Source organism: Citrobacter enshiensis (assembly GCF_029338175.1).
Classification (GTDB): domain Bacteria; phylum Pseudomonadota; class Gammaproteobacteria; order Enterobacterales; family Enterobacteriaceae; genus Citrobacter_D; species Citrobacter_D enshiensis.
This window is the reverse complement of sequence record NZ_CP119862.1, coordinates 2,547,168-2,561,801: the sequence shown is the minus strand read 5'-3', so window position 1 is coordinate 2,561,801 and position 14,634 is coordinate 2,547,168. Positions and strand designations below refer to the sequence as shown.

Genomic DNA, 14,634 nt, shown 5'->3' with positions numbered 1-14,634 from the left:
AAAAAACGATGGAAGGGAATATTATGCGAATTGGCATACCAAAAGAGCGGTTTACCAATGAAACCCGTGTCGCCGCGACGCCGAAAACGGTTGAGCAACTGCTGAAACTGGGTTTTACCGTCGCGATTGAAAGCGGCGCAGGTCAACTGGCAAGTTTTGACGACAAGGCGTTTGTGCAAGCAGGCGCAGAAATTGTGGATGGAAATGCGGTTTGGCAGTCAGAGGTAATCCTGAAGGTCAATGCGCCAGAAGATGAAGAAATTCCGTTGCTGAACGCCGGGACTACGCTGGTCAGTTTTATCTGGCCTGCGCAGAATCCGGAATTAATGCAAAAACTTGCCGAGCGTAATGTCACCGTCATGGCAATGGATTCCGTGCCGCGTATCTCTCGCGCGCAGTCTCTGGATGCCCTGAGCTCAATGGCGAACATCGCCGGTTATCGCGCTATCGTTGAAGCTGCGCATGAATTTGGCCGCTTCTTTACCGGTCAAATCACCGCTGCGGGGAAGGTGCCTCCGGCAAAAGTGATGGTGATTGGCGCTGGCGTCGCGGGTCTTGCGGCGATTGGCGCGGCAAACAGTCTTGGGGCGATCGTTCGCGCATTCGATACCCGTCCGGAGGTCAAAGAGCAGGTCCAGAGTATGGGCGCTGAATTCCTCGAACTGGATTTTAAAGAGGACGCGGGCAGCGGCGACGGTTACGCCAAAGTCATGTCTGAAGCGTTTATCAAAGCGGAAATGGCACTCTTTGCGGCGCAGGCCAAAGAGGTCGACATTATCGTCACCACGGCGCTTATTCCGGGTAAACCCGCGCCGAAACTGATCACCCGCGAAATGGTTGACTCCATGAAGTCGGGCAGTGTGATTGTCGATCTGGCCGCGCAAAACGGCGGCAACTGCGAATACACCGTGCCGAACCAGGTCACGACCACCGCAAATGGCGTGAAAGTGATTGGTTATACCGACCTGCCGGGTCGCTTGCCGACGCAGTCTTCCCAGCTGTATGGCACTAACCTTGTCAATCTGCTCAAGCTGTTGTGCAAAGAAAAAGACGGTAATGTCACCGTTGATTTCGACGATGTGGTGATTCGTGGCGTCACGGTGGTGCGCGACGGCGAAATCACCTGGCCGGCACCGCCGATCCAGGTTTCTGCCCAACCGCAGGCTGCGGCAAAAGCGGCCCATGCGCCGAAAGAACCCGCAAAACCGGCTTCGCCGTGGCGTAAATTCGCCTTTATGGCCCTGGCGATCATCCTCTTCGGTTGGCTGGCGGATGTGGCGCCGAAAGAGTTCCTCGGTCACTTTACGGTGTTCGCGCTTTCCTGCGTGGTGGGATACTACGTGGTATGGAACGTCTCGCACGCGCTGCATACCCCCTTGATGTCGGTCACTAACGCCATCTCGGGGATCATTGTGGTGGGGGCATTGTTGCAAATCGGCCAGGGCGGCTGGGTGAGCTTCCTGAGCTTTATTGCGGTGCTTATCGCCAGTATTAATATTTTCGGTGGCTTCACCGTGACTCAGCGCATGCTGAAAATGTTCCGGAAAAACTAAGGGGTAACACATGTCTGGAGGATTAGTTACAGCTGCATACATTGTTGCCGCGATCCTGTTTATTTTCAGTCTGGCGGGGCTTTCGAAACATGAAACTTCCCAGCAGGGTAATAACTTTGGTATCGCCGGGATGGCGATTGCGCTGATTGCCACGATTTTTGGCCCGGATACCGGCAATGTTGCCTGGATTCTGGTGGCGATGATCATCGGCGGCGCGATTGGTATTCGTCTGGCGAAGAAAGTTGAAATGACCGAAATGCCGGAGCTGGTGGCGATCCTGCACAGCTTCGTCGGTCTGGCTGCCGTGCTGGTTGGTTTCAACAGCTACCTGTACCACGAAGCCGGTCTGGAGCCGATTCTGGTGAACATTCACCTGACGGAAGTGTTCCTCGGTATCTTCATTGGTGCGGTCACCTTTACCGGTTCTGTTGTCGCGTTTGGCAAATTGCGTGGGAAGATCTCTTCCAAACCGCTGATGTTACCGAACCGCCACAAAATGAACCTGGCGGCGCTGGTGGTCTCCTTCCTGCTGATGGTGCTCTTTGTCCGTACCGAAAGCGTCGGCCTGCAGGTTCTCGCCCTGTTGGTGATGACCATTATCGCGCTCGCGTTCGGTTGGCACTTAGTGGCGTCGATCGGCGGCGCGGACATGCCGGTGGTGGTTTCCATGCTGAACTCCTATTCAGGATGGGCGGCAGCAGCAGCGGGCTTTATGTTGAGTAACGATCTGCTGATTGTGACCGGTGCGCTGGTCGGTTCTTCGGGTGCGATTCTGTCTTACATTATGTGTAAGGCGATGAACCGCTCGTTTATCAGCGTGATCGCCGGTGGCTTCGGCACTGACGGTTCTTCAACCGGGGATGATGAAGAAGTGGGTGAGCACCGCGAAATCAATGCGGAAGACACCGCTGACATGCTGAAAAACTCCCACTCGGTGATCATCACCCCAGGCTACGGCATGGCGGTGGCGCAGGCACAGTATCCGGTGGCTGAAATCACCGAGAAGCTGCGCGCGCGGGGTATCAAAGTGCGTTTCGGTATCCACCCGGTGGCGGGGCGTTTGCCAGGCCACATGAACGTACTGCTGGCGGAAGCGAAAGTGCCGTACGACATCGTGCTGGAAATGGATGAGATCAACGACGATTTCACCGACACCGACACCGTGCTGGTGATTGGCGCGAACGACACCGTTAACCCGGCGGCGCTCGACGATCCGCGTAGCCCGATTGCCGGTATGCCCGTTCTGGAAGTGTGGAAAGCGCAGAACGTTATCGTCTTCAAACGCTCCATGAACACCGGCTACGCAGGCGTGCAGAACCCGCTGTTCTTTAAAGAAAACACCCACATGCTGTTTGGTGATGCCAAAGCCAGCGTGGATGCCATTCTGAAAGCGCTTTAAAGAGAGTTGCCATCCGGCAATGATGTGAACGGCCTCTGCGGAGGCCGTTTTTTTATATCAGGCTTTGTTGAGGTCGCTAAGCAAAACCGCAATGCTCTGACCGCCCGTTGTCTGCTCAAGGGCGATTTTAACGACGATGGTCAGCGGCACCGAGAGCAGCATGCCAACGGGACCGAGCAGCCATCCCCAGAAAATCAATGAGAGAAACACCACCAGCGTCGACAACCCTAATCCACGTCCCATGATCCGGGGTTCGAGGATATTACCGAACACCAGGTTGATCGCCAGATATCCCGCCAGTACAACAAGCGCGTCGTAAAATCCGCTGAATACCAGCACCTGGGCGATAGGCGGAATCGCCGCCAGCACGGAACCAATATTAGGAATATAGTTCAGCGCAAAGGCCAGCAGCCCCCAGACGAAAGCGAAACGGACATCCAACGCCGCCAGCATTCCCCAGGCGACCAGACCCGTCACAATGCTGATGGCGGTCTTCAGCACCAGATAATGCGAAACGCTGTCAATCGCGCGCTGGATGGCGGCCATGCCCTCTGCGGGGTTGGCCATCATCTGTTTTAGCTTGCCGGGCAGTTGTGGAACTTCCAGTAGCATAAAGACGACGGTCAACAGGAGTAAGAAGATAGACGACATGGCATTAGACAGTTGGGTCAACAGGTTAGTGACCAGGGTCATGGCCGCGTTAGGGTTGATAAATTTCGCCAGTTCATCCACAGAAACGCCAATCCCTGCGCGTTGTAGCCACGGTTCAATGCTTTTCAGCGGGATGATCAGCGATGAGCGATACTGTGGCAGCGTTCGTGCGAGTTCATTGAGTGAGGTTCCCAGATACGCCAGCAGCAGCACCATCGCCATCACAATGATGACGACCAGTGATGACACCGCCAGCACTCGGGGGATGCGTAATTTGACCATCCGTTGTACGACCGGGTTTAAAATAACGGCAATAAATAACGCTAAAATAAAGGGGACAATGATATCCACCGCAATACGAATTCCCGCGAGAATGATGACTAACATTCCCAGCATAATCACTATTTTTAGACCATTGAGCGTGATAATCGGTTTTGCCATGGTAATTCCTGAATTTTGCTTCCTGGTGTTTATAATAATGTGATTTGTGTCGAACTGCGCTACTAAAAATCAGACCGTTGAGGTAAAGAAGTGAAAAGGTTTTGAGTTAAATCTGTAGCTGTGGTACAAATCAGGCGTGTTTAACTACCGAGGACAATTATCATCCGCGATGACGAGAAGCAACACTGCGGATAATTGTAATATTATGGACAATTTGTTCAGAACGTTTTTTTCTACATCGACACACCTTCGTACTTCTTCTACCTTCCTGCTTGCTGGTGAGCAGCTCTGGCGCAACGCGCTTTAGTCCCTTTCTTCTGCCTGAGCTGGCGCGACGCGCTGAGCTATCTGATTTTATTTTTGGTTTGCTGCATGCAGCAGATCCGCAGGACTATATTCTCAAGCAGGAGAAGTATCATGTTTTACTGGATTTTATTAGCGCTGGCAATTGCGACCGAAATTACCGGAACGTTGTCGATGAAATGGGCTAGTGTTAGCGATGGCAACACAGGTTTTATTTTGATGCTGGTAATGATCACCCTCTCGTATATTTTTCTCTCGTTTGCGGTTAAAAAAATAGCCCTTGGCGTCGCCTATGCCTTGTGGGAAGGGATCGGTATTTTATTTATTACGTTGTTTAGTGTGCTGTTATTTGATGAAGCGTTGTCAACGATGAAAATCGCGGGTCTGGCGACCCTGGTACTCGGCATTGTGCTGATTAAATCCGGTACGCGAAAACCCGCGAAAACCGTGAAAGAGGCGACGCATGCAACAGTTTGAATGGGTACACGGCGCCTGGCTGGCGGCCGCCATCGTGCTGGAAATTGTCGCCAACGTCTTTCTGAAATTCTCTGACGGTTTTCGGCGTAAATTTTACGGTGTGTTGTCTCTCGCCGCCGTCCTGGCCGCGTTTAGTGCGCTGTCTCAGGCCGTAGAAGGTATCGACCTTTCCGTGGCGTACGCGTTGTGGGGCGGGTTTGGTATTGCCGCCACGCTGGCAGCGGGTTGGGTACTGTTTGGCCAACGTCTGAATAACAAAGGCTGGGTAGGCGTGGTGTTGCTGTTGGCCGGTATGATCATGATAAAACTCGCCTGATGTGATCGCTGCCTGCAAGAATCAGGCAGCGAAATTCTCCGGCTGTAGTACGCTATAAATAATACAATTAGTCAGGCGACGGGCGAGGGAACCGAATGGCAAATTGGTTGCACTGGCGTAATATTCCTACAGCGAAAACGCTGTTTGTCATGATTTTTATGGCCGGGATCGGTCTGATAATCTCGGTCGTGGCTTTGCTTTATCTTTCCCTCCACCTGATCAGTACCAAAACCAACGAAATTGACGACCGCCGTACGGCGCTGTCGGTGCAAGGTGCGGTTCAAACCTCGGTGAATCGCATGTGGTCGCTGGTGCTGGACAACGCGGTCTGGGACGAGGCGGTCAAAGAAGCGTATCGACCCACGTTAGATACCGCGTGGTTATATAAGACCTGGGGCTCAGGCCTTAAAATCAATAATCTGTATGACGGTACGTTTATCCTTGACGAGCACTTTCACCTTTTATGGGGTGCATTCCGCGGTAAGCCGTTTACGGAAGATAACCTCCGATTTTTGGGGCGAGGCATGCAGTTCTTGATCGACCAACATGCTCAACCTCTCGCCACCGAAAAAAATATTTACGCTGGAATAACCCGCACCCGGGAAGGTGTCGCTTTTGTCGGTATCGGGTTGATCCGCCCGATGACGGAAGGGTTTCCCGTTCAGGGAAGCGCACGTCGTTACCTGGTCATTACCCGCCATCTCAATCCAGAGATCCTGAGTGGACTGGGTAAAACCTTTCAGATAGACGACCTCGCCTATACTGCTGAACCCTCGGCAGGTCCCAGCGTACCACTGAAAAGTTCGGCCGGAGAGTTGCTCGGTTATCTTAGCTGGCAGGCGCGTCAGCCCGGTGTCCAGGCGGCGCAGGCTGCTTCAACCGATATTACGCAGATCGTCATGTTGGCCGCCGCGTTAATCCTGCTCTTTATACTGTTGAGCAGCGTTGGCCTCTATAAACTGGCAAAAGGTGAGCAGCAGGCAAGACGTATAGCGCGTATTGACTGGTTAAGCCATTTGCCAAACCGCCGCGCGTTAATTGAAAAGCTGGAACAGTCCAGGTTAAGCGGTGAGCCGGGAACGAAAAGCGTGGTCTTTATCGACCTGGATGGATTTAAAGACGTCAATGACATTTATGGTCATCACGTTGGCGATCAGCTGATCGTCACCATTGCCCAAACGCTGAGAGATAAAATCCCTCCGGAAGGGATGCTGGCGCGCATGGGCGGGGATGAGTTTGCGATGATGGTCGGAGGCGAACGGGCGGAAGAACATGCGGCGGCATTTGCGGGCAGTGTTCTTGATTATCTCAATACGCCCATTAGCCTGGGGGAAAGAACCATCCACATTGGCGCCAGCATTGGTATTGCGAGTGGCTTGCTGGTGGAAAGCACCAGTTCAGAGCTGTTCCGGCGGGCGGATATCGCGATGTATCACTCCAAAAGTACCGGCAAGGGGCGAATTACGCATTATGATTCTGAACTCAACAGCGTTCGGGAACGAGAAATTGTCATCGAAAATGACATTCGTCTCGGTCTGGAAAGAGAAGAGTTCGATGTCTGGTATCAGCCTATTGTTGATGCCCGATCGCAAAAAATGATTGGCGTTGAGGCGCTGGCTCGCTGGCATCGTCGACCCGCTGGTGCATTAAAACCGGATGAGTTTATCCGCATTGCCGAGACCAGCGGGCTGATCTACCGGCTCGGCCAGTTTGTATTGCGCCGCGCCTGTTTTGATCTCCAGCCGCTGAGCGATCTTAAGCTGTCGGTGAATATTTCTCCCGCTCAGTTCCGTGACCCGGATTTTGAGAACAAAGTGGCGGGCGTGCTGCAGGAAACCGGGTTTCCGGCTGGCCGTTTACAGCTGGAAGTTACCGAAACGTATGTGCTGGAAAACCCGGAAAGGGCACGCGCCGCCATCGCGAATTTAAAATTGCTGGGTACGGCGGTGGCGCTGGATGATTTCGGTACCGGATATTCGAGCATCGGTTATTTACGCCGGTTTAACTTCGACACCATTAAGATAGATAAATCGCTGGCAGGGCTGGTGGATGATGACGATCAGGCGTCAGCGCTGGTGAGCGGCACCATTCGTATTGCCAGCGCGCTCGGGATGGCGGTCATTGCGGAAGGCGTGGAGACAGAAAAACAGATGAAGCTGCTGCGTCTTGCCGGATGCGACCAGCTTCAGGGCTTCTACTTTAGCCAGCCGATGCCGATCGAATCGCTGTTACAGCTGCGCCAGCAACGCCACTGCTGAGCTATTGCTGGGCAAGCGCTTCCAGTTGGTCGCGAAATCCCGTGACGGAGAGCGCGCGGTTATCCGCCCGCCAGCGATCTTTGGCCGCCGGGGCGGAGCTTTGCACGCCAATCAACTGCCAACCTGCATCGGTCTTCAGCATCAATGGCGAACCGCTGTCGCCAGGCAACGTGTCGCACTGGTGAGAGAGGACCGACGTTTGCGCCCAACCGGTGACCAGACAATCCTGGTGTGTATACAGCGCATCGATATGATCTTCCGGATAACCCGACTGCGTCACTTTACGTTCGGTGGTCTTCAGCGCAGCGGTTAACGCCGCTTTATCGCCTTCAAATAAGGGCAGTGGCGTAATGCCGGAGGGCGGGTAGCGTAACACCACCAGACCGAAGTCCCAGGATGCCGCGGCAGGGGGAACAATCCAGCCATCGCCGTCCGGTTTCAGACGCTTTCCCAGTGAGGGAGCGACCCGTCCTTCAATTCCGTGAATTTCGTAGCGCCAGAGTCCCTTTTTCGACACAAAACGTAAGGCGACGGCTTTATCCGGTTTACCTTTCGGTGGGATCAACAAACAGTGTCCCGCCGTCAGCGCCAGATGCGGTGAGATGAGCGTAGCGGTGCAGAGGTTACCGCTGGCGGTCTCCAGTTGCCCAATCGCATCCCAGGGCGGTTGGGTTGGGTCAGCGACCTGTACGCGATCATCATGACCAAAAAACAGTGTTTTGACTTCAGGGGTATCCGTGGCAGTCGTATCAACCTCATCCGCATGAGTCACGACAGGAGAAAGACAAACTGAAGCCAGTAATACAGCAATGGTTTTCTGCATATCACACTCTGTGTGGGCAATTATGATTATTAAAAGCAAACCCTCAGTAAATACTATAGACGGGACGGCAAAAAAGTGGGAGTAAAATCAGATAACTACATCAGGAAAGATAAAAGTGGGTGGCGATAAGCGCACATAAAATAAGTGCGATAAGAATGAACTCAAAACGGTAACGAGGCACCATCTCACCCTCCAAAAGGACGGCGCTAAATCATAATAATTTAGCGCCGTGTGTCATGGCGCGGGGGAGCGCCATTGAACCTGGAGAAGTCTTACGCAGCAGGCTGAGCTGCTGGTTTAGCCGCTTCGTGTTTTACCGGTTTTTTGGTGTGTTTTTTAGCAGCCTGCGCTTTTTGCTCAGGGGCTTTTTGTTCTACCGCAGGTTTGGTTGCGGTCTTTTTGGTGTGCTTTTTAGCGGCCTGCGCTTTCTGTTCGGGCGCTTTCTGGGTAGCGGCTTTGTGATGTTTTTTGTGATGTGCGGTGGTCGCGGAAGCCGATTTGGTGACCGCTGGAGCGGTAGTGGATGTTGCGGTTTCGGCAGCAAATGCAGCGGAAGACAGACCCATAGCAGCGGCAACAACCAGAGCTAATACTTTTTTCATTCTAATACCCTCGATTTGGTTTTTCATTCAACCCCACTGCGGGGCCGTTGAAATAACTATATCGCTGTAAATTCAGGGCTTCCGTGAGTCATTGGTATCGGCGTGTAACGATATGTACAAGATGGGGAATAAGCGGTAGAGAAGCCCGATAAGCCTGCGCTATCGGGCAATCTGGTTTAGCGAGGCAATGATAAATAACGCGACTCAAGGTGCTCGCGGAAGTACCGGCTACTGAGGGGTTCTCCGGTTGCCTGTGTAATGAGCTGCGCGGTGGTGTACCGACTCCCGTGTTGCCAGATGTTTTGTCGCAGCCAGTCGAACAGGGCGGTAAGGTCACCCTCAGCGATGTGTGCGTTCAGATCCGGTAACGCCCGGCTTGCGGCGCTAAATAGCTGTGCGGCGTACATGGCGCCCAGCGTATAGGACGGGAAGTAGCCAAATCCGCCATCGGTCCAGTGAATATCCTGCATGCACCCGTTGCGATAATTACCGTCAGTCGACAGTCCCAGCCAGGCCTGCATTTTCTCATTCCACAGCGCTGGAATGTCGTCAACGTCGATGTCACCGTTGATCAGCGCCCGCTCAATTTCATAACGTAAGATCACGTGTGCGGGGTAGCTGACTTCATCGGCATCCACGCGGATGAATCCGGGTTTCACCTGCTGATTCCAGGCCATGAAGTTCGCCTCGTCAAAGGCACCTTGATCGCCAAAGTGACGTTTAACCGCCGGGATCAGCTGCTTCAGGAACCCCTGACTGCGACCCAGCTGCATTTCAAAAAACAGACTCTGGGACTCATGGATAGCGGTAGAACGTGCGAGCGCGATGGGCTGTCCGGGCCAATTACGCGGCAGATTTTGCTCGTAGCGTGCGTGTCCCGTCTCGTGGATCACGCCAAATAGCGCGCTGAGAAGTTCGTTTTCATCGTAACGCGTAGTGATCCGCACATCTTCCGGTACGCCGCCGCAGAAAGGATGGGCGCTAATGTCCAGACGTCCGCCGTTGAAATCAAAACCCAGCAACGCCATGGTTTCCAGTCCCAGTTCGCGCTGAACCGACGTTGGGAATGGCCCCACCGGCGCAACTAGCGGGCGCTGGGACTGCCTGGCGACCGCCTTGTTCAGCAGATCAGGAAGCCAGCTTTTCACGTCCGCAAACAGCACATCCAGTTGCGTGCTGGTCATATCCGGCTCAAAGACATCCAGTAGCGCATCGTAGGGCGTGCAGCCTTTGGCTTCAGCGCGTAAGCGCGCCTCTTCACGGCTGTATTTCACCACCTCTTTGAGATTTTGCGAAAACCCTTGCCAGTCATTTGCCGGACGCTGGCTGCGCCAGGCATGTTCACAGCGGCTTCCCGCCAGGGATTTTGCCTCGACCAGCGACTCAGGCAGCAGTGACGCCTGATGATGCAGGCGTGTCATCTCGCGAAGGTTTGCGCGTTCAATCTCATCGAGATCCTCCTGCCCGGCAGCGTCAATCCACTGTGCAACGGTGGGATCGGTAATGATTTGATGCTCCAGAACGCTCAGTTCAGCCAGCGCTTCACCTCTGGCGCGGCTTCCTCCGGGAGGCATCATGGCAAACATATCCCAGCTGGCGATGGCAGAGAGATGGGAAAAACGGGATAAACGCAGAAAGGTGCGGGTGAGTTGTTGATAGTTTTTATTGTCCATGTATCCTCTTCGGCGGATTGTGCAGGTCATGACTCCCACCATAATAGGGTGTTTTGCTGACCGGTACCTTTTTTTAGTCTGCGGAGCGGTAAAATCGCCCCTCGAAAATAAAAACAAACGCGCACAGCATTATGAATCCGATCATTTGGGTTGTATTTGTTCTTCTGGCACTGGACGCCGTCAGGGAAATGGTGGGGGCATCCTCCATCCTGGGAATGTGGTAGCCGGTTGTCGGTCGAGATGGGAAGAATACCCGGGCATGACGTTTTACACAGAGCGTGATGTCCGGGGTTCTTTTCTTCAGACGTGTAGTCGATGATGTAAGCGTGCGCCGACCAGTATCGCCAGCACCAGCATCAGCGCAATAAACCCGCCAACGCCATTCCAGCCATAGTTATGCCAGAATATGCCGCCGAGTGTCCCGGCAATACTGGATCCTACGTAATAGCTAAAAAGATAAAGCGATGATGCCTGGCCTTTTGCCCGCCGCGCGCGAGGGCCAATCCAACTGCTCGCGACAGAGTGCGCGGCAAAAAAACCGGCAGAAAAAAGCAGCATACCGGCAAAGATCAGCCATAAAGCGCTGAACAGCGTCATTAGCAGACCAACCAGCATCACACCCGTCGAAAACAGCATCACCGGACCGCGGCCATAGCGAGTGGTCATGGCTCCGGCTTTTGGCGAGCTCCAGGTCCCCGTGAGGTAAGCAACGGAGAGCAGCCCTACAACGGCCTGACTCAGCTCCCAGGGGGAGAGCATCAACCGGTAGCCGATGTAGTTAAACAGTGTGACGAATGACCCCATCAACAAAAAGCCTTCGGCGAACAGTAACGGCAAACCCCGGTCACGCCAGTGCAGACGAAAGTTGATGAACAGCGTTTTAGGCCGTAGCGAGGTGGGACGGAAATGACGGGATTCCGGTAATATTTTCCAGAACATTAATGCCGAGGCGAGCGCAAAACAACCTATTGCCGCCAGCGCAATTCGCCAGTTGAAAAAATCCGTAATGACTCCGCTGATCAAGCGTCCGCTCATACCGCCAATGGAGTTGCCACTAATGTACAACCCCATAGAGAACGCCACAAAACTGGGGTGAATTTCTTCGCTCAAATAGGTCATTCCCACCGCCGCAACGCCGCTCAACGACAACCCGATCAATGCTCGCATGATCAGAATGCCGTGCCAGCTGGTCATCATGGTTGACAGTAACGTACAACAGGAGGCGAGAAGCAGTGCGGTCACCATCACCGGTTTGCGGCCGATGGCATCGGAAAGCGGGCCGGTAAACAGTAAACCGATGGCCAGCATTCCGGTCGAGATGGAAAGAGAGATACTGCTACTGGCTGGCGATACGCCAAACTCATGGGACAGCACAGGCAAAATCGGCTGTACGCAATAGAGCAGGGCGAATGTCGCCAGTCCGGCAGAAAAAAGCGCCAGTGTGACGCGCATAAACGGGGAGGTGCCGCGTTTTATAAATTGATTCGGCTGGGAAATAATCGGTTCATCAATATCGCTTGCCGGGGCGGTATCGACAATAGTAGTACGGCTCACGTGAAATCCTTGCTTAGCATCCCCGTAGTTTAGGTGACGGGTATGACCACCTGAAAAACTGACTCATTAAGCTTTTTTCGCGCCATTCGGGCCTGGGAACGTGTCCATCCCCTATCCCGACGGGCTACAACAAAGCGGCTGAAGAATCAGACTTAAGAGTAGGAAAATCAAAATATTCTGTCTAATATATTAATAATCTCAAATAATACTTTTAAAATATGAATATTGAGCTGCGTCACTTACGCTATTTTGTGGCGGTTGCGGAAGAACTGCATTTTGGTCGCGCCGCCGCGCGTCTTAATATTTCTCAACCACCGCTGAGCCAACAGATTCAGATCCTTGAGCAGCAGGTTGGGGCGCGACTGTTGGCGCGAACCAATCGCAGCGTGGCGCTGACGGCCGCCGGGAGGCAGTTTTTGGCCGACAGTCGGCAAATTTTGGGGTTGGTCAATGAGGCCGCAGCGCGGGCGGAACGCCTGCATCAGGGAGAGGCGGGGGAATTACGCATCGGTTTCACCTCCTCGGCGCCCTTTATTAAAGCGGTCTCCGATACCCTTTCCGGGTTTCGTCAGGATTTTCCTGATGTACATATGCAGACCCGCGAAATGAATACCCGTGAACAGATTGCACCGTTGAGCGAGGGGGCGCTGGATATGGGATTGCTGCGCAATACACTGCTTCCGGATACGCTGAACCGGGAAGTGATACTGCACGAGCCGTTGATGGCGATGATCCCTCGCGAGCACAGACTGGCGCAAAAGCCGGTGGTGACCCTGGTCGAGTTGGCGAAGGAACCGTTTGTCTTTTTTGATCCTCACGTCGGGACGGGGCTGTATGACGATATCCTCGGGCTGATGCGGCGCTATAACCTGACGCCGGTTATTACCCAGGAGGTTGGGGAGGCGATGACCATCATTGGGCTGGTGGCGGCGGGGCTGGGCGTTTCGATTCTGCCTGCCTCCTTTCAACGCGTGAAGATTGATGAAATGTGCTGGATACCGATCGCTGAAGCCGATGCTGTTTCGGAAATGTGGCTGGTCTGGCCGAAACACCATGAACAAAGTCACGCCGCGCAGCGGTTTCGCCATCAGTTGTTATCCGCAGTAAGTCGTGCTTAATTTAGTTTAAAAAGCAGTGAAAATGTGCGGTAAATCACACGGCTACGCAAAAATTTGACGACAAGTGTTGAAGTCCTTCACCATAGCCTACAGATTATTTCGGAGCGCGAAAATAAAGGGAGTCAGAGGTGGTTGCTGATAGTCAGCCTGGGCATATCGATCAAATCAAGCAGACCAACGCAGGCGCGGTATATCGCCTGATTGATCAGCTGGGGCCGGTATCGCGTATTGATCTTTCACGCCTGGCACAATTGGCGCCTGCCAGTATTACAAAAATTGTCCGCGAAATGCTGGAAGCGCATTTAGTGCAGGAGCTGGAGATCAAAGAAGCGGGTAGCCGTGGTCGTCCTGCTGTTGGGCTGATGGTGGAAACCGAAGCCTGGCACTACTTGTCTATCCGCATCAGCCGCGGTGAGATTTTCCTCGCCTTGCGCGACCTGAGCAGCAAACTGGTTGTGGAGGAGTGTCTTGAACTTCCCCTTATCGCCGACATCCCGCTGCTTGATCGTATCATCACGCTGGTCGATCAGTTTTTTATCCGCCATCAACAGCAACTTGAGCGGTTAACCTCTATCGCCGTCACCATGCCAGGCATTATTGATACTGAGAATGGCATCGTCCACCGTATGCCATTTTATGATGACGTCAAAGAGATGGCGCTGGGTGAAACGCTGGCGCAACATACCGGTGTACCGGTCTATATTCAGCATGATATCAGCGCATGGACGATGGCCGAGGCGCTGTTCGGCGCATCACGCGGCGCGCGCGATGTTATTCAGGTGGTGATTGATCACAACGTGGGGGCGGGCGTCATCACCGATGGTCATTTGCTGCATGCGGGGAGCAGTAGCCTGGTTGAGATCGGTCATACGCAGGTGGATCCCTACGGTAAACGCTGCTATTGCGGTAATCACGGCTGTCTGGAAACCATTGCCAGCGTGGACAGCGTCCTCGAACTGGCGCAATTACGACTCAATCAGTCGATGAGTTCTACGCTACACGGTCAGCCATTAACGGTGGATTCGCTGTGTCAGGCCGCCCTCGAAGGGGATTTACTGGCGAAGGACATCATCAGCGGCGTCGGAAGCCATGTGGGGCGTATTCTGGCCATCATGGTGAATTTATTTAACCCGCAAAAAATCCTGATCGGTTCTCCATTAAGCAAAGCGGCGGATATTCTTTTCCCCGCCATTGCCGACAGCATTCGCCAGCAAGCGCTCCCGGCCTACAGTAAGAACATTGTCGTGGAGAGCACGCAGTTTTCAAATCAGGGAACGATGGCGGGCGCGGCGCTGGTAAAAGACGCGATGTATAACGGCTCTTTGTTGATTCGTCTATTACAGGGTTAACATTTTTTCACTGTCGTAAGAAAAATTGCGCTATCTCAAGCCGATCCCCCTTGTCATACCTTAGACTTTCTCCACTGTATTATTTTCCTGGCTTATATTTTTGAAGCATAACGGTGG

The 14,634-nt window shown here is 53.5% G+C and carries 15 protein-coding genes; 9 read left to right on the top strand and 6 right to left on the bottom strand.

The features are described 5' to 3' along the window. The first annotated feature begins 23 nt into the window (after positions 1-23). Together pntA and pntB are read left to right on the top strand one after the other, a co-directional pair. Complete coding sequence (pntA, locus tag P2W74_RS12505) at positions 24-1,553, top strand: Re/Si-specific NAD(P)(+) transhydrogenase subunit alpha (RefSeq protein WP_276291829.1); 1,530 nt, start codon at positions 24-26, stop codon at positions 1,551-1,553. Between the two features lie 10 nt (positions 1,554-1,563). Further along, positions 1,564-2,952: a Re/Si-specific NAD(P)(+) transhydrogenase subunit beta gene (gene pntB, locus P2W74_RS12500; protein ID WP_203357910.1), complete on the top strand. Its 1,389-nt coding sequence runs from the start codon at positions 1,564-1,566 to the stop codon at positions 2,950-2,952. 57 nt (positions 2,953-3,009) lie between these two features. Here the strand turns inward: pntB and P2W74_RS12495 are convergent, their stop codons facing one another. After that, a complete protein-coding gene (locus tag P2W74_RS12495; RefSeq protein WP_276291828.1) occupies positions 3,010-4,044 on the bottom strand; it encodes an AI-2E family transporter in 1,035 nt (344 codons plus the stop codon). A 136-nt stretch (positions 4,045-4,180) separates the two neighbouring features. On the opposite strand from P2W74_RS12495, the gene P2W74_RS23810 reads away from it, so the two are divergent. The 4 genes from P2W74_RS23810 to P2W74_RS12480 all read left to right on the top strand — a co-directional run bounded on the left by P2W74_RS23810 (position 4,181) and on the right by P2W74_RS12480 (position 7,398). After that, entirely contained in the window at positions 4,181-4,351 is a 171-nt protein-coding gene (locus P2W74_RS23810) for a protein YdgV (protein ID WP_456064468.1), read from the top strand. Between the two features lie 107 nt (positions 4,352-4,458). Beyond that, the gene (mdtJ, locus tag P2W74_RS12490) at positions 4,459-4,824 is read left to right on the top strand and encodes a multidrug/spermidine efflux SMR transporter subunit MdtJ (RefSeq protein ID WP_276295188.1); all 366 of its coding nucleotides are present in this window, start codon (positions 4,459-4,461) and stop codon (positions 4,822-4,824) included. Further along, the gene (gene mdtI, locus P2W74_RS12485) at positions 4,811-5,140 is read left to right on the top strand and encodes a multidrug/spermidine efflux SMR transporter subunit MdtI (RefSeq protein ID WP_276291827.1); all 330 of its coding nucleotides are present in this window, start codon (positions 4,811-4,813) and stop codon (positions 5,138-5,140) included. Before mdtJ ends, mdtI begins: the two co-directional genes overlap by 14 nt. A gap of 95 nt (positions 5,141-5,235) precedes the next feature. Further along, positions 5,236-7,398 (top strand): putative bifunctional diguanylate cyclase/phosphodiesterase, encoded by a 2,163-nt coding sequence (locus tag P2W74_RS12480; protein ID WP_276291826.1) that lies wholly within the window; start codon positions 5,236-5,238, stop codon positions 7,396-7,398. Position 7,399: 1 nt separating this feature from the next. On the opposite strand, the gene P2W74_RS12475 is transcribed toward P2W74_RS12480, so the two are convergent. The 4 genes from P2W74_RS12475 to P2W74_RS12460 form a co-directional block, all read right to left on the bottom strand. Further along, the gene (locus tag P2W74_RS12475) at positions 7,400-8,221 is read right to left on the bottom strand and encodes a trypsin-like serine peptidase (RefSeq protein ID WP_276291825.1); all 822 of its coding nucleotides are present in this window, start codon (positions 8,219-8,221) and stop codon (positions 7,400-7,402) included. Positions 8,222-8,321: 100 nt separating this feature from the next. Next, positions 8,322-8,405, bottom strand: a complete 84-nt coding sequence (gene ydgU / locus P2W74_RS12470; RefSeq protein WP_276295187.1) for a small membrane protein YdgU — start codon at positions 8,403-8,405, stop codon at positions 8,322-8,324. Positions 8,406-8,493: 88 nt separating this feature from the next. Further along, entirely contained in the window at positions 8,494-8,823 is a 330-nt protein-coding gene (gene asr, locus P2W74_RS12465; RefSeq protein WP_276291824.1) for an acid resistance repetitive basic protein Asr, read from the bottom strand. Positions 8,824-8,999: 176 nt separating this feature from the next. Further along, on the bottom strand, positions 9,000-10,496 hold the full coding sequence (locus P2W74_RS12460) for a carboxypeptidase M32 (protein ID WP_276291823.1): 1,497 nt from the start codon (positions 10,494-10,496) through the stop codon (positions 9,000-9,002). A 131-nt stretch (positions 10,497-10,627) separates the two neighbouring features. On the opposite strand from P2W74_RS12460, the gene P2W74_RS23610 reads away from it, so the two are divergent. Beyond that, on the top strand, positions 10,628-10,720 hold the full coding sequence (locus P2W74_RS23610) for a KPN_01571 family protein (RefSeq protein WP_407649543.1): 93 nt from the start codon (positions 10,628-10,630) through the stop codon (positions 10,718-10,720). 76 nt (positions 10,721-10,796) lie between these two features. Here the strand turns inward: P2W74_RS23610 and P2W74_RS12455 are convergent, their stop codons facing one another. Next, the gene (locus P2W74_RS12455; RefSeq protein WP_276291822.1) at positions 10,797-12,050 is read right to left on the bottom strand and encodes an MFS transporter; all 1,254 of its coding nucleotides are present in this window, start codon (positions 12,048-12,050) and stop codon (positions 10,797-10,799) included. 218 nt (positions 12,051-12,268) lie between these two features. On the opposite strand from P2W74_RS12455, the gene P2W74_RS12450 reads away from it, so the two are divergent. Both P2W74_RS12450 and mlc read left to right on the top strand, forming a co-directional pair. Then, positions 12,269-13,168: a LysR family transcriptional regulator gene (locus P2W74_RS12450; protein WP_276291821.1), complete on the top strand. Its 900-nt coding sequence runs from the start codon at positions 12,269-12,271 to the stop codon at positions 13,166-13,168. Positions 13,169-13,296: 128 nt separating this feature from the next. Next, positions 13,297-14,517, top strand: a complete 1,221-nt coding sequence (mlc, locus tag P2W74_RS12445) for a sugar metabolism global transcriptional regulator Mlc (protein WP_276291820.1) — start codon at positions 13,297-13,299, stop codon at positions 14,515-14,517. Positions 14,518-14,634: the final 117 nt, after the last annotated feature.

Bases quoted from the DNA above. Each gene is read 5' to 3' on its own strand.
- pntA (WP_276291829.1), top strand. From the start codon at position 24: ATGCGAATTGGCATACCAAAAGAGCGGTTTACCAATGAAACCCGTGTC.
- pntB (WP_203357910.1), top strand. From the start codon at position 1,564: ATGTCTGGAGGATTAGTTACAGCTGCATACATTGTTGCCGCGATCCTG.
- P2W74_RS12495 (WP_276291828.1), bottom strand. From the start codon at position 4,044: ATGGCAAAACCGATTATCACGCTCAATGGTCTAAAAATAGTGATTATG.
- mdtI (WP_276291827.1), top strand. From the start codon at position 4,811: ATGCAACAGTTTGAATGGGTACACGGCGCCTGGCTGGCGGCCGCCATC.
- P2W74_RS12480 (WP_276291826.1), top strand. From the start codon at position 5,236: ATGGCAAATTGGTTGCACTGGCGTAATATTCCTACAGCGAAAACGCTG.
- P2W74_RS12475 (WP_276291825.1), bottom strand. From the start codon at position 8,221: ATGCAGAAAACCATTGCTGTATTACTGGCTTCAGTTTGTCTTTCTCCT.
- ydgU (WP_276295187.1), bottom strand. From the start codon at position 8,405: ATGGTGCCTCGTTACCGTTTTGAGTTCATTCTTATCGCACTTATTTTA.
- asr (WP_276291824.1), bottom strand. From the start codon at position 8,823: ATGAAAAAAGTATTAGCTCTGGTTGTTGCCGCTGCTATGGGTCTGTCT.
- P2W74_RS12460 (WP_276291823.1), bottom strand. From the start codon at position 10,496: ATGGACAATAAAAACTATCAACAACTCACCCGCACCTTTCTGCGTTTA.
- P2W74_RS23610 (WP_407649543.1), top strand. From the start codon at position 10,628: ATGAATCCGATCATTTGGGTTGTATTTGTTCTTCTGGCACTGGACGCC.
- P2W74_RS12450 (WP_276291821.1), top strand. From the start codon at position 12,269: ATGAATATTGAGCTGCGTCACTTACGCTATTTTGTGGCGGTTGCGGAA.